The sequence below is a fragment of the candidate division TA06 bacterium genome (genome assembly GCA_016208585.1).
In the GTDB taxonomy this organism is placed as follows: Bacteria; Edwardsbacteria; AC1; order AC1; family EtOH8; genus UBA5202.
The window spans coordinates 1-11,953 of record JACQXR010000015.1; the positions used below are offsets into that span (position 1 = coordinate 1).

Here is an 11,953-nt window from a genome sequence, read left to right on the forward strand (position 1 = left end):
CGGCGATGTATTTGAAATTGGAGATCAGGCGCTCCCTTAACAGGATCTTGGTGATCGCCATCTTCATTTTGGAGGCCGGAACATCCGCCCTCTTCATCTTGGCTTTCCCGGCATTGCGGATCCTGGTCAGCATATCGGCAATGGGATCGGTCATCGACATCTCGTATTATCTCCTAAAAATGCTCTTGTAAATCTTGATAACGGCTTAAAAACCAATTCATCTCCCTACCAGCTGGCCTTGACCATTCCGGGGATCTCGCCCCTTAAGGTCATCTCCCGCAGGCAAATCCGGCAGATGCCGAAGTCGCGGTAGAACGCCCGGGCCCTTCCGCAGCGGCGGCACCGGCTGTGATGCCGGACCTTGAACTTCGGCCGCTCGGACTTTTGAATCATCGCCTTTCTGGCCATAGAACTTGAGTATCCTTTTTGTTTAAAATATTGGACTTGATGCTTATTTCTGGAAAGGCATCCCCATCAGGCTCAGCAGTTCCTTAGCCTCTTCATCGCTCTTGGCGGTGGTCACGAAGGTGATATCCATACCCACGATCTTGGAGATCTTGTCGTAGTTGATCTCGGGAAAGATGATCTGCTCCTTGATCCCCATGGTGTAATTCCCCCGGCCGTCGAAGGACTTGGCCGCCATCCCCTTGAAATCGCGGATCCGGGGCATGGCCACGTTGACCATCCGGTCGAAGAACTCGTACATGGTGTTGCCCCTTAAGGTGACCATGGCGCCGATGGGCAGCCCGGCCCGCAGTTTGAAGTTGGCGATGGATTTTTTGGATTTGCGGATGGATGGTTTTTGGCCGGTGATGGTCCCCAGGTCCTTGGCCGCGGCCTCCACAATTTTAGGATCCTGAATCCCCTCGCCCAGCCCCATGTTGACCACGATCTTTAAAAGGGCCGGGGCCTGCATCGGGCTTTTATAGCCGAATTTTTTGATCAGGGCCGGCTTGACTTCCTGCCGGTATTTTTCTTTTAAACGCGCCATTTTCGATTTTCGATTTACGATTTACGATTTACGATTAAGCAATTACACTGCCACCAAGGCACCAAGACACAAATTTAATGTCCTATTTATTAATATGGTTTGGGGCCTTTGTGGCGGAGTTTACCCTGATGTATAGAAGGGTGGCTAAATAATTAGACTTTGTCCAGCATCTCGCCGCAGGACTTGCAGACCCGGGACCGCTTGCCGTCGGTCAGCGCCCGGGCTCCCACCCGGACGCCCTTGTTGCACTTGGCGCAGACCACCATCAGGTTGGAGACCGCCACCGGGGCTTCCTTCTCCAGGATCCCGGCCTTCTGCCCCTGCTTGCGGGGCTTGGTGTGCCGCTTGATGAACTGGACTCCCTCCACTATGGCCCGGCTTTTCTCGGGGAACAGTTTGAGCACCTTGCCCCGTTTGCCTTTGGCTTTTCCGGCTATCACCACTACCGTGTCGTTTTTCTTTATCTTCATATTTCTTTGCTTTTTGCTCTCTGCCTTTTGCTTTCTGATTTTTTATATCACCTCGGGGGCCAAAGATACAATTTTAAGGAACTGTTTCTCCCGGAGCTCGCGGCCCACCGGCCCGAAGATGCGGGTTCCCCTGGGTTCGTTCTTGTCGTCGATGATTACCGCGGCATTCTCGTCGAACCGGATGTAGGAGCCGTCCCGGCGCCGGACCTCTTTGCTGGTGCGGACCACCACCGCCCGGGCCACTTCGCCCTTCTTGACGCTGCCGCCGGGGAGCACGTCCTTGACGGTGATCTTGATGATGTCGCCGATGCTGCCGTAACGCCGGGAATGGCCTCCCATTACCTGGATGCACATGCATTTTCGGGCTCCGGTATTATCGGCCACGGTCAGTCTGCTGAATTGCTGTATCATTTCAACCCGCCTTGTTGCCTGTTGATTGTATTAATTGCTTTGAAAAACCTTAGCTGCCTTACTTGGCTTTGCTGATGACCCCGTCCAGGCGCCAGCGCTTGCATTTGGAGAGCGGCCTGGTCTCCACTATCCGCACGGTGTCGCCGGCTTTAGCCTCGCCCTTTTCATCGTGGGCCATCAGTTTGCTGGTCCGTTTCACCACCCGGCCGTAAAACGGGTCCTTGAACTTGCGCTCCACCGCCACCACTATGGTCTTGGCCATCTTGTTGCTGGTGACTTTTCCGGTCCGTTCCTTGCGTAAATTTCTCTCGGTCATAAAACTCCTAAAATAGCTAGATATTATGCGGTCTTGGCGCCCGAAGCCAGCTTGGCCTTGCCCAGCTTGTCTTCCTGGAGCACGGTCTTAATACGGGCCACCTGGCGGCGGGATTTTTTGAGCTCGGTGGGCTTGGGCAGCCCCTGGGTGGAATGGCGCAGGGTCAGATGGAAAAGGTTCTGGCCCTCTTCCTTGAGCTTCTGTTCCACCTCGGCCCGGGTCATCTGGCGCATTTCTTTTACCTTGGCCATACTATATTACCTTTATGGTGCGATCGCGCTCGACGATCTTGGTTTTAATGGGCAGTTTGTGCGAAGCCAGACCTAAGGCCCTCTTGGCAGATTCCGGGGGGATGCCGCCGATCTCGAACATTACCCGGCCCGGCTTGATCACCGCCACCCAGTGATCCGGAGCGCCCTTGCCCTTGCCCATCCTGGTCTCGGCCGGTTTCTTGGTGGACGGATGGTCGGGGAAAATCCTGATCCAGACCCGGCCGCCCTTTTTGGTGAAGCGGGTCAGGGCCACCCGGGCGGATTCTATCTGCCGGTCGGTGATCCAGGCGGCCTCCACTGCCATCAGTCCCTGATCGCCGAATTCCACGAACTGCCCGCGGCTAGCCGTCCCGGTCATCCTTCCCCGGTGTTGTTTGCGGTGCTTTACCCTTTTTGGCATCAACATTTGTGAACTATCTCCAAAGTATCAAAAAGACTTGATGGCCTAAGAACCGTTTGCTTTATTTTCTTTAATCTCTTACGAGTTAAATTCTTTGCAAAACTTGTGGTGAGCTTGCCGAACCAATGGGCATAATTTGAATTTCAAACGTCAGGTGACGTTATAAATTCGAAGCACGAAATCAGAAATCCGAAACAAATCCGAATGACCGAATGACCAGAAAGCCGGAAAAACCACCTTAGACCGCGGGTAAACGGGTTTTTGTCATTGTCCTTTTGAACATTTGAATTTGTTTCGAGTTTCGTGATTAGGATTTCGGATTTAGTTCCGGTTTACCCGGGTTGGGCTACTGCCTTACGGCCTGGCGGGCCGGCAACTGTTCTCCCTTGAAGATCCAGACCTTGATCCCGATGCAACCGAAGGTGGTGTGCGAGGTGGCGGTGCCGTAGTCGATGTTGGCCCTCAAGGTGTGCAGCGGAACCCGGCCCTCGCGGTAGCTTTCGGTCCGGGCGATCTCGGCCCCGCCCAGCCGGCCGCCGCAGGAGATCTTGATCCCCTGGGCTCCCATCCTTAAGGCTCCCTGCACCGCCTTCTTCATGGCCCGGCGGTAGGAGATGCGCTGTTCCAGCTGGCGGGCGATGGAGTCGGACACCAGCGCCGAATTGATCTCGGGAACCTTGACCTCGGCGATGTTGAGGTGAACTTCCTTCTGGCCGGTCAGGAGTTGGACCTCGGCCTTGAGCTTTTCGATGTCGGCTCCCTTGCGGCCGATCACTATCCCGGGGCGCGAAGTGTGGACGGTAATGGTGGCCCTTTTGGGGGTGCGTTCGATCTCGATCTTGGCCAGGCCGGCGTTGGCCAGCTTCTGCCGGAGGTACTGCCGGATCTTCTGATCTTCATCCAACAGGTCGGGAAAATCTTTTTTGGCGAACCAGCGGGAGTCCCAGGTCTTGATGATTCCCAGCCTTAACCCGATCGGATTTGTCTTTTGACCCAAGGCTTATTCCTCCGTATCTTGTTTTGGTTGACCGTCCGAAACCCGCACCGTTAAATGGCTGGTCCGCTTTAAACGACGGTCGGCCCTTCCCCGGGCCCGGGGCCGCATTCTTTTCCAGGTAGCGCCTTCATCCACCCTGATCTCGGAGACCTTGAGGGTATCGGGATCAAACTTGGCCTGGCCGGCCTGCTCCACCGCCGAGGCCACCGCCGACTGGATAGCCTTTAAGATCAGGGGGCTGGCGGCCCGGGGCACGAAGCGCAGGATGGACAGAGCCTGGTTGCAGTTCTTTCCCCGCACCAGGTCGGCCACGATCCGCATCTTGCGAGGAGTAACCCGGACGAATTTTTGTCTGGCTAAAGCTTCCATAATACTCTATAGTGTTTTGAGACTTCTGCAAAAGTACCCTTTACCACGGAAACACAATTTTTGAAAGGAAATTACTATGCTTTTAACGATTTAGTAAGTATAATTCAGTGTTTCCTGAGTTTCCGTGTTTCAGTGATAAGTTTCGTAGAGGCCTTGTTTTATTAGGTTTTGGCCGGGGCTGCCGCCGGGGCTGCGCCGGGGGCGCCGGGAGCCGCGGTGGTGGTTTCGGTCTTCCTGCCGCCCCTCTTGTCCACTTCCTTGCCGGCCGCGCCGTGCTTGCGGAAGGTGCGGGTGGGGGAGAACTCTCCCAGTTTATGGCCGACCATGTTCTCGCTGATGTAGACCGGTATAAACTTGTTGCCGTTATGGACCGAAATGGTGAACCCCACGAATTCCGGGGGGATCAGCGAGCGCCGGGCCCAGGTCTTGACCACCTTCTTATCGCGGGCGGCGTTCATGGCTTCGATCTTGGCGAATAGCTTGGGATCTATGAAGGGTCCTTTTTTTAGGGAGCGGGACATTACTTTCTCCTCTTGACAATAAACTTGCTGGAAAATTTCTTGCGGTTGCGGGTCTTTTTGCCCTTGGACAGGAGGCCGGTGGGGCCGCAGGGATGGCGTCCGCCCGAGGACTTGCCTTCGCCGCCGCCCATGGGATGATCGTGGGGGTTCTTGACCACGCCCCGGCTGTGGGGCTTGACCCCCAGCCAGCGGTTGCGGCCGGCCTTGCCGATGGAGATGTTCTCGTGCTCCAGGTTGCCCACCTGGCCGATGGTGGCCAGGCACTCCAAGCTGATCATCCGGACCTCTCCCGATGGCATCCGCAGCTGGGCGTAGCCGGCCTCCTTGGCCAAAAGCTGGGCCGATCCTCCGGCGGTGCGCACCATCTGGCCGCCCCGGCCCCTGGTAACCTCGATATTGTGAACCGGAGTGCCCATGGGTATCTCGGACAGCGGCAGGGCGTTGCCGTTCTTGATCTCGGAGCCGGGCCCCGACATCACCTTGTCGCCCGGCTTCAGTCCCAGCGGGGCCATGATGTAACGCCACTCCCCATCGGCGTATTTCAGCAGGGCCAGCCGGGCCGAGCGGTTGGGATCATACTCTATGGCGGCCACCGTGGCGGCGATCCCGTATTTGTCGCGCCGGAAATCAACCAGGCGGTAAGCCCGTTTGTGCCCGCCTCCGCGGTGGTCGGCGGTTACCCGCCCGTGATTGTTGCGTCCCCCGCTTTTGCGCATGGCCTTCTTCAGCCTTTTGGGAGCCAGCGGCTTGGTCAACTCTTCAAAGGTGTAGCCGGTGCGGTGCCTTAATCCGGGAGTCACCGGTTTATAAGACTTGATCCCCATTTATCTCCTGATTCAACTGTAAATGTGTGTTTGCAGGTTTATAAATCCATCCGAAGGTTAGTCCGGTAAAGCCGAATTTCATATAACGTTGTGCGTTGGCGAAACAACCGGGGGCACGGTCGATAGGATCCGGAATAAAGTATGGCTGTTTCCCGAAGAGCGGGAGCGCCAATGTTGTGTCAGGCTAAGTTGCTTATTTTTTGCTCCAATTCGAAATGCTCAGACCTTCAATCTTTTTGAAATGATCCTCATTATTTGTTGCGAGAATCAAGCCGTTTGAGAGTGCGATGCCTGCAATGAGTATATCAATATCATCAATTGGTTTTCCTAATTTCCTCAATCCGGCGTAGATGTCTGATGAAATTGTGACAGATTCCTCAGTCAAAGGAATTACGGTATTGCGCTTTGCAAACTCCAAGAATGAATCCAGTTGTTTCAATGCGTCCCTGTGCTTTAAACCGCTGAGAATTTCGTAATAGGAAATGATGCTCAGGTTTATTTTTCTGTGCCGGACAAGATAGTTCTTGAAATTTAAAACAACATTGTGATTGTTCCTGAAAAACAAGGACAAAATGTCAGTATCAACCAGAGCCGGCTTCATTGCTTATTCTTCCTGCAAAAGCATTTTTTCTTCGTTGGGTTATTTCTTTCAAAAAATCATTGAACGCATCATCTGACACATCCTTCCAACAACCGGCAAATTCCATTATCTGATCAATATTTCCTTTCGACTTCTGTATGCCTATTCTAAAATAGTGAATAAAGTCATATACCTCAGACAACTTATGCTCAGGAATAAGTTTAATCTCACCCATAACTCTGTCGCGAATAATAGACTCGCTCATTGTAAAAAATCCTCCATTGATCAACGCGGTGTGGTCAGCTCTTCAAAGGTGTAGCCGGTACGGTGCCTTAATCCGGGAGTCACCGGTTTATAAGACTTGATCCCCACTTATCTCCTGATTCAACTGTAAATGTGTGTTTGCAGGTTTATAAATCCATCCGAAGGTTAGTCCGGTAAGGCCGAATTACGCCTAACGTTTGGGCTTAAGGGCAATGTCGCTGCTCCTACAGTGGTTATCCAGACTGAGTGCTTACGCTGTTGTTAACCGATGGTGTCGCTGACGCAGCCCTTGTAGCGTCAGCTCTGCGAAATTAGATCGCCAACGGTGCCGTGGGCTCCTTCCCAATTTCTGGCATCTTGGCTAACGCCCTTCACGCGTACTCATAAAGAGGAACCGTGCTCGGGGAACGGGTTGCTGTTCGCAGTACCATCTCAATCCGACGCACCGTCTCCGGCTTTAGGAGCACATCTCCACACACTGGGCAAACCTCTGCCGGGACATGGTCGATGACGAGCACCTGCCCATGATGGCGCATAGTGTGCACAATTTTCCGTTCTTCATATTCCCCGGGGCACCCCTCAATACTGCATTTCATCTCTATTGCCTCCTTCGAGTTGGTGTTATCCACTTTGGCGGTTTGGGTTCATAGACCGTAATAATGATAAGTACTGGTCTTGCCGTCGTACATACGACATGCAGAGGACGGCCGCCACGGGTAATACCATAGAGCAAACAACAAGAGCCCCGGCGGTGCTCAGGATAATTCTCTAATATTTGGCCGGCAATAATAGCTTCAGACACTTCAGCTAGCGCGATATCCTCTTCAACCATTTCCTGCTGGGCGTGTTGAGTAACGCGAATGTTATCCGCAACCGCTTGATCGCGTATCCGGTCCGGCACAGCCTCCAAAGCAGTAACCTCAACTTCGTTCATGCAATTAGACCCACAAATTCCTCTCTCATTCCAAGGGCATTTCAGCTAAGGATTCAGGCGTAAATAACATCCCTATCCCCTCATTGTTTTATCCCCTCAGGCGCCCCATTATCACATAACAAGCTGTGTTTGATTGCCTGGATACAAACGCTGTGACAGAGGACATTTTGGCGGTTGCCTTCAAGTAAAAATCAAATTGGAGCAACATCTAACAAGCCGTTTGTTATACGATATTTTACCTGCTGAAACGTAATTTAACGTTCCCATTTAATATGGCAATTGATATTATTCTTTTCGTAAACATCTAATATCTGTGTGCAAAAATCAAGTAATGCCTTATTCCCTTCGTGTTTTGCAACTTCATACAAACGGATAAACATTTTCTTGCCAGTCTCTGTTTGTTTTAAATTCTTTTTCATAAAATTGTGCTGTGAACAAAGGGTTTGACCGTTTTCTATTGTTGCTTCGCCACCGAAATCTTTTGGTTTAATATGATCGATATGTAACTCAAAACCTTCTTTCGTACCTCTGCCGCAAACAACACATTTGTAACCATCTCTCTCAAAAACGGTTTGCTTTTGAGCTGGGGTAAAATCTTCTAATTCCCTTTCAACAATATGTTTGGGGTCATATCTATAAACGCCTTTTGTAACTTTTATTAAGTATCCTTCTTGATGCAATAGACGAATAGAACGATCTGGATCTCGAAAGACATTACTCGTTCGTTTTTTATATTCTGATGTCGCCCAGTCAACAATTTCAGGATGTTTGATGTCCTTATTGGGGTGGCTTTGAAAGTACTCCAATAGAAGTTCTCTTTGAGTTATTTCGTTATTATGTTTCACCATAACGTTTCTGAAGTTCCTAATTCTTTCATTATCCTATTTTTTGTTAATTTACAATAATTTTTATCAAGCTCAACACCAATACCAATGCGTTTATTAACCGAAGCCTCAATTACTGTTGTGCCACTTCCACAAAATGGATCAAAAACAACATCACTTATAAAACTAAATAATTTTATGGCACGTTTTGGCAATTCTCTTGGAAATGGGGCAGGATGGCCAACCCTTTTTTTACTCTCACCACAAAAGGTCCAAAGACCATTAGTCCATTCCATGAATTCTTCTTTTGTGATATTGGTTGTTTTTGAACCAATTGTTTTTTTCCAATCATCTTTATAAAGAACTAAAATTAGCTCTACTGGAGCAATAACATAAGGTGCTGCTGCTGATAACCACGAACCCCAAGCAGTGCGTCTTGAAATATTGCCTTCATTCCAAATTATTGTTGAATGATATTTCCATCCCACTTTTTGTGCAATTGTTGTCAGATCAGCGCCGACACTTCGTTGACCACCCTTATTTTTATCGAGGGGAATATTAAGTATAAATCTTGCTTGAGTATTGCTCCATTTAAAACAATTTGACATCCATTTCTCTGAAAAATCTAAATATTTATCGTAACTTAATTCATCATTATTGGAATTATATTCAATTCCGACGTTATACGGTGGCGAAGTGACGATTAAATCAATAAAGGGCTTATTAAATAAGTCTTTATCTAAACAATCGCCATTTATAAGAACGATATCTTTGTGTCTGAAATATTCATTTTTGTGGCGTGCAGTAATAATATTCACAGCACAATCTGGTTCCACTTTCGGCGCTTGATGATTTACAGTGGACGTTAGGCTATTTGCCTTATGCATACTATTACATCCTATTTTTGTAGTTACGCCGTATTTAATCGCGGGCTGTAAAAGCGGTCAATTCTCCGCCCGCCGAATAGTCAGGCAATAAAGCCTCGGCAGCCTCGGCTAATTTTTGCTTTCTTTCCGTTTTTGCGAGTGGCTGCTCGATTTGTTCAAGGTCTTCATGAATCAAGTGCAAAGCAGTTTCAATGATTGTTATGCGCTCCGGTGCCGGTAATTTCCGGAGTTCTTATAATATTTCTCTCTGCGCCATATCCCTTCCTTTTTCCGGCAATTATAGCGCATTTTTTCAGCGGCGGCGCCCGGTGCTCCCGTCTATTCCTGAAAAGATCGGATAGTCAAAATAAATCAAACCCCTTCGCCTATCTCCAGCTTTTGATTCTTGGCCAAGGTAACCACCGCCTTCTTCCAGTCGGGACGTTTGCCCTGGGTGCGGCCCTGCCGCTTGATCTTGCCCCGGACGTTCATGGTGGCCACATCGGTGACCTTGACCTTGAAGGCCGTCTCGACGGCTCTTTTGACGTCATGCTTGTTGGCGTTCTTGTCGACCTCAAAAGCATAGCGGTTGTAAGCTTCTTTAAGCGCAGTGAATTTCTCGGTGACCAGCGGTTTTTTTATGACCTTGGATAAATCTTTCATTTGTTAAAGACCTCCTTTAAGGCCTCCACCCCGGCCTTGGTAAACAGCACTCTGTCGGCCCGCATGATTTCGTAGGCGTTAAGCTCCCGCACCGGCCTGATAGCCAGGCCCTTGATGTTGCGGCCGGAGAGCAGCAGTTCGGATGAAGGGACCACGTCTAAAAGCAGCACTTTTTTGTCGGAAAGTTCCATGGTCTTTAAGACCCCGTGGACATCGCGGGTCTTCCCGCCCGAGGTCACGGCGTCTATCACCGCCAAACGGCCGGTCTTGAACGAATCGGTCAAAGCTGATTTCAGGGCCTGGCGCCGGCTGGCCCTGGGCATCTCCCAGGAATAGTCCCGGGGGTGGGGGCCGTGGGCCACGTAGCCGCCCACCATCAGCGAGGAGCGATTGCTTCCCTGGCGGGCCCGGCCGGTGCCCTTCTGCCTGAACGGCTTCTTGCCTCCGCCCCGCACGTCCTCGGCATTCTGGGTACTGGCGGTGCCCTGCCGTTTATTATCCAGGTAATTTCTTACTGCCAGGTATAGCAGGTGCTGATTCACCCTGACCCCGAAGATGTTCTCGGGCAGGTCTATATTCCCTGTCTTTTTCCCCTGGGCGTCATATAGATTTGCGGACAACATTTTTTACGCCTTCTTCTTTATTATCTTTTGAACTACCAATATCCCGTCGGGGGCGCCTGGTACCGGGCCCTTAATCAGCAGCAGATTCTTCTCGGCGTCCACCTTGACGATCTTTAGGTTGCGAACGGTGATCTGGACATTGCCCATCTGACCGGGATAACGTCGGCCGGGATAGACCCGGCCCGGGGTGGAGCCGGCTCCGGCCGATCCGGGGCGGCGCAGCCGGTCGGTCTGGCCGTGGGTCTTGGGGCCGCCCTTGAAGCCATGGCGCTTGACCACGCCCTGGGTGCCCCGGCCTTTCATGATGCCGGTGACTTTGACCATGTCGCCCTCGGTGAAGATATCGGCCTTGATCACCTGGCCGGGCTTATAGTCCTTGGCATCGGCCGATCTGATTTCCTTGACAAAACGCAGGGGAGTAACGGCTCCGGCCTTGGTAAAATGGCCCTGCATGGCCTTGGTGGTCTTCTGTTTCTTCTTTTCTACAAAACCCAGCTGCACGGCGGAATAGCCGTCCCGCTTGCCGTCTTTGACCTGGGTTACTACGCAGGGCCCGGCCTCGACTACCGTCACCGGAATCACCGCGTGGCCCGGCCCGAAGATCTGGGTCATCCCGATTTTTTTGCCTAATATTCCGTTCATTGTGCCTTTTACTTTGCTACAAATTTACTCTTTGAGAACTTAAAGCTTATAGCTTATAGCTTTTACAGCCCGGTCTTGATCTCGATATCCACCCCGGCCGGCAGGTCCAGCTTGGTTAGGGCGTCGATGGTCTGAGGAGACGAGTGCCAGATGTCTATCAAGCGCTTGTGGATCCGCCGCTCGAACTGCTCCCGCGATTTCTTGTCCACATGGGTGGAGCGGTTGACGGTATAGACGGTGCGGTTGGTGGGCAGCGGGATGGGGCCCGAGATCTTGGCCCCGGTCTGTTTGGCCGTATTGACTATCTCGGCCACCGATTTGTCCAGCACCGCATGGTCGTATGCCCTTAGTTTTATCCTGATCTTCTGAGCCGCCACTTTTTATATCTCCTCGAGAAATTTAAAATCTATTTTGTTTGTTAATTTGAGGCTGACATCCCAGGCATGGTTATTCCAATTTTATTTTAATAAAATCAATTTCTTGGTGGCTGAATAATCACCCGCTGTCATTCTATACAAATACACACCTTTACTAACTTTTTGTCCGACATCATCTTTGCCGTCCCATTGCACTTGATGGACACCGGCGATCTTATTATCGTTTATCAATGTTTTCACCAACTGGCCAGCAAGGTTATAGACTTTCAACCTCAATAATGCGCAATATTATCAAAGAAAAGCTTCAAAATAGTTGTAATTACAGCTAATTGCGCATATAATGACTTTTCGCTATAACCGTCCAAAATGGACGGTTATAGCGCAGGACATTTTGTTCAAGTTTTGACAACAAAATTATGCGAAAAGGCCTGTTCAATATAGCGATTTCCTTTTCCGAGAATCATATTACCCATTATGGCGGGCTGATACTTTTACAGCGTTTTTGTAAGCACTTAAACTTACGAAGACGAATTACTGATGCTGTTAGAATTAAATGCCGGAAAGGGAATTATCAGACCTATGACCTGATAATATTTTTGTTTTATGCCA

General features: G+C 50.6%; 23 protein-coding genes. All 23 read right to left on the reverse strand.

Going from position 1 to position 11,953, the window contains the following annotated elements; genetic code table 11:
- On the reverse strand, window positions 1-160 hold a 160-nt coding region (gene rpsH / locus HY768_01460; GenBank protein ID MBI4725889.1), incomplete at its 3' end, for a 30S ribosomal protein S8.
- A gap of 65 nt (window positions 161-225) precedes the next feature.
- Complete coding sequence (locus HY768_01465) at window positions 226-408, reverse strand: type Z 30S ribosomal protein S14 (protein MBI4725890.1); 183 nt, start codon at window positions 406-408, stop codon at window positions 226-228.
- 43 nt (window positions 409-451) lie between these two features.
- The gene (gene rplE / locus HY768_01470) at window positions 452-991 is read right to left on the reverse strand and encodes a 50S ribosomal protein L5 (GenBank protein ID MBI4725891.1); all 540 of its coding nucleotides are present in this window, start codon (window positions 989-991) and stop codon (window positions 452-454) included.
- Between the two features lie 152 nt (window positions 992-1,143).
- Window positions 1,144-1,461, reverse strand: coding sequence for a 50S ribosomal protein L24 (locus tag HY768_01475; GenBank protein MBI4725892.1), 318 nt, complete (start codon window positions 1,459-1,461; stop codon window positions 1,144-1,146).
- 42 nt (window positions 1,462-1,503) lie between these two features.
- Entirely contained in the window at window positions 1,504-1,872 is a 369-nt protein-coding gene (gene rplN, locus HY768_01480) for a 50S ribosomal protein L14 (GenBank protein ID MBI4725893.1), read from the reverse strand.
- Window positions 1,873-1,930: 58 nt separating this feature from the next.
- The gene (rpsQ, locus tag HY768_01485) at window positions 1,931-2,188 is read right to left on the reverse strand and encodes a 30S ribosomal protein S17 (protein MBI4725894.1); all 258 of its coding nucleotides are present in this window, start codon (window positions 2,186-2,188) and stop codon (window positions 1,931-1,933) included.
- Window positions 2,189-2,211: 23 nt separating this feature from the next.
- Window positions 2,212-2,439: a 50S ribosomal protein L29 gene (gene rpmC / locus HY768_01490; protein MBI4725895.1), complete on the reverse strand. Its 228-nt coding sequence runs from the start codon at window positions 2,437-2,439 to the stop codon at window positions 2,212-2,214.
- Window position 2,440: 1 nt separating this feature from the next.
- Complete coding sequence (gene rplP / locus HY768_01495) at window positions 2,441-2,866, reverse strand: 50S ribosomal protein L16 (GenBank protein MBI4725896.1); 426 nt, start codon at window positions 2,864-2,866, stop codon at window positions 2,441-2,443.
- A gap of 340 nt (window positions 2,867-3,206) precedes the next feature.
- The gene (gene rpsC / locus HY768_01500; GenBank protein ID MBI4725897.1) at window positions 3,207-3,857 is read right to left on the reverse strand and encodes a 30S ribosomal protein S3; all 651 of its coding nucleotides are present in this window, start codon (window positions 3,855-3,857) and stop codon (window positions 3,207-3,209) included.
- 3 nt (window positions 3,858-3,860) lie between these two features.
- On the reverse strand, window positions 3,861-4,226 hold the full coding sequence (gene rplV, locus HY768_01505) for a 50S ribosomal protein L22 (protein MBI4725898.1): 366 nt from the start codon (window positions 4,224-4,226) through the stop codon (window positions 3,861-3,863).
- A 161-nt stretch (window positions 4,227-4,387) separates the two neighbouring features.
- The gene (gene rpsS / locus HY768_01510) at window positions 4,388-4,747 is read right to left on the reverse strand and encodes a 30S ribosomal protein S19 (GenBank protein ID MBI4725899.1); all 360 of its coding nucleotides are present in this window, start codon (window positions 4,745-4,747) and stop codon (window positions 4,388-4,390) included.
- Window positions 4,747-5,571 (reverse strand): 50S ribosomal protein L2, encoded by an 825-nt coding sequence (rplB, locus tag HY768_01515; protein MBI4725900.1) that lies wholly within the window; start codon window positions 5,569-5,571, stop codon window positions 4,747-4,749. Before rplB ends, rpsS begins: the two co-directional genes overlap by 1 nt.
- A 193-nt stretch (window positions 5,572-5,764) precedes the next feature.
- Entirely contained in the window at window positions 5,765-6,172 is a 408-nt protein-coding gene (locus HY768_01520; protein MBI4725901.1) for a type II toxin-antitoxin system VapC family toxin, read from the reverse strand.
- Window positions 6,153-6,416 (reverse strand): hypothetical protein, encoded by a 264-nt coding sequence (locus HY768_01525; GenBank protein ID MBI4725902.1) that lies wholly within the window; start codon window positions 6,414-6,416, stop codon window positions 6,153-6,155. The genes HY768_01520 and HY768_01525 overlap by 20 nt, the downstream gene beginning before the upstream one ends.
- A 370-nt stretch (window positions 6,417-6,786) precedes the next feature.
- Window positions 6,787-7,011, reverse strand: a complete 225-nt coding sequence (locus HY768_01530) for a YgiT-type zinc finger protein (GenBank protein ID MBI4725903.1) — start codon at window positions 7,009-7,011, stop codon at window positions 6,787-6,789.
- Between the two features lie 2 nt (window positions 7,012-7,013).
- Entirely contained in the window at window positions 7,014-7,349 is a 336-nt protein-coding gene (locus HY768_01535; GenBank protein ID MBI4725904.1) for a DUF4258 domain-containing protein, read from the reverse strand.
- A gap of 254 nt (window positions 7,350-7,603) precedes the next feature.
- On the reverse strand, window positions 7,604-8,197 hold the full coding sequence (locus HY768_01540; GenBank protein ID MBI4725905.1) for an HNH endonuclease: 594 nt from the start codon (window positions 8,195-8,197) through the stop codon (window positions 7,604-7,606).
- Window positions 8,191-9,060 (reverse strand): site-specific DNA-methyltransferase, encoded by an 870-nt coding sequence (locus HY768_01545; protein MBI4725906.1) that lies wholly within the window; start codon window positions 9,058-9,060, stop codon window positions 8,191-8,193. Before HY768_01545 ends, HY768_01540 begins: the two co-directional genes overlap by 7 nt.
- A 351-nt stretch (window positions 9,061-9,411) precedes the next feature.
- A complete protein-coding gene (rplW, locus tag HY768_01550; protein ID MBI4725907.1) occupies window positions 9,412-9,702 on the reverse strand; it encodes a 50S ribosomal protein L23 in 291 nt (96 codons plus the stop codon).
- Window positions 9,699-10,325 (reverse strand): 50S ribosomal protein L4, encoded by a 627-nt coding sequence (rplD, locus tag HY768_01555; GenBank protein MBI4725908.1) that lies wholly within the window; start codon window positions 10,323-10,325, stop codon window positions 9,699-9,701. Before rplD ends, rplW begins: the two co-directional genes overlap by 4 nt.
- Before the next feature lie 3 nt (window positions 10,326-10,328).
- Window positions 10,329-10,967, reverse strand: coding sequence for a 50S ribosomal protein L3 (gene rplC, locus HY768_01560; protein MBI4725909.1), 639 nt, complete (start codon window positions 10,965-10,967; stop codon window positions 10,329-10,331).
- A 62-nt stretch (window positions 10,968-11,029) separates the two neighbouring features.
- Entirely contained in the window at window positions 11,030-11,344 is a 315-nt protein-coding gene (rpsJ, locus tag HY768_01565) for a 30S ribosomal protein S10 (GenBank protein ID MBI4725910.1), read from the reverse strand.
- Window positions 11,345-11,425: 81 nt separating this feature from the next.
- Window positions 11,426-11,584 carry a hypothetical protein gene (locus HY768_01570; protein MBI4725911.1) on the reverse strand — a complete coding sequence of 53 codons (159 nt, stop codon included), beginning with the start codon at window positions 11,582-11,584 and terminating at the stop codon, window positions 11,426-11,428.
- Between the last annotated feature and the right edge of the window lie 369 nt (window positions 11,585-11,953).

Coding starts and splice junctions, on each gene's coding strand:
- HY768_01540 (MBI4725905.1), bottom strand. CDS start 8,197: ATGGTGAAACATAATAACGAAATAACTCAAAGAGAACTTCTATTGGAG.
- HY768_01530 (MBI4725903.1), bottom strand. CDS start 7,011: ATGAAATGCAGTATTGAGGGGTGCCCCGGGGAATATGAAGAACGGAAA.
- HY768_01535 (MBI4725904.1), bottom strand. CDS start 7,349: ATGAACGAAGTTGAGGTTACTGCTTTGGAGGCTGTGCCGGACCGGATA.
- HY768_01520 (MBI4725901.1), bottom strand. CDS start 6,172: ATGAAGCCGGCTCTGGTTGATACTGACATTTTGTCCTTGTTTTTCAGG.
- HY768_01465 (MBI4725890.1), bottom strand. CDS start 408: ATGGCCAGAAAGGCGATGATTCAAAAGTCCGAGCGGCCGAAGTTCAAG.
- rplN (MBI4725893.1), bottom strand. CDS start 1,872: ATGATACAGCAATTCAGCAGACTGACCGTGGCCGATAATACCGGAGCC.
- rplD (MBI4725908.1), bottom strand. CDS start 10,325: ATGTTGTCCGCAAATCTATATGACGCCCAGGGGAAAAAGACAGGGAAT.
- HY768_01525 (MBI4725902.1), bottom strand. CDS start 6,416: ATGAGCGAGTCTATTATTCGCGACAGAGTTATGGGTGAGATTAAACTT.
- rplC (MBI4725909.1), bottom strand. CDS start 10,967: ATGAACGGAATATTAGGCAAAAAAATCGGGATGACCCAGATCTTCGGG.
- rpsQ (MBI4725894.1), bottom strand. CDS start 2,188: ATGACCGAGAGAAATTTACGCAAGGAACGGACCGGAAAAGTCACCAGC.
- HY768_01475 (MBI4725892.1), bottom strand. CDS start 1,461: ATGAAGATAAAGAAAAACGACACGGTAGTGGTGATAGCCGGAAAAGCC.
- rpsS (MBI4725899.1), bottom strand. CDS start 4,747: ATGTCCCGCTCCCTAAAAAAAGGACCCTTCATAGATCCCAAGCTATTC.
- rplW (MBI4725907.1), bottom strand. CDS start 9,702: ATGAAAGATTTATCCAAGGTCATAAAAAAACCGCTGGTCACCGAGAAA.
- rplP (MBI4725896.1), bottom strand. CDS start 2,866: ATGTTGATGCCAAAAAGGGTAAAGCACCGCAAACAACACCGGGGAAGG.
- rplV (MBI4725898.1), bottom strand. CDS start 4,226: ATGGAAGCTTTAGCCAGACAAAAATTCGTCCGGGTTACTCCTCGCAAG.
- rpmC (MBI4725895.1), bottom strand. CDS start 2,439: ATGGCCAAGGTAAAAGAAATGCGCCAGATGACCCGGGCCGAGGTGGAA.
- HY768_01545 (MBI4725906.1), bottom strand. CDS start 9,060: ATGCATAAGGCAAATAGCCTAACGTCCACTGTAAATCATCAAGCGCCG.
- rplE (MBI4725891.1), bottom strand. CDS start 991: ATGGCGCGTTTAAAAGAAAAATACCGGCAGGAAGTCAAGCCGGCCCTG.
- rplB (MBI4725900.1), bottom strand. CDS start 5,571: ATGGGGATCAAGTCTTATAAACCGGTGACTCCCGGATTAAGGCACCGC.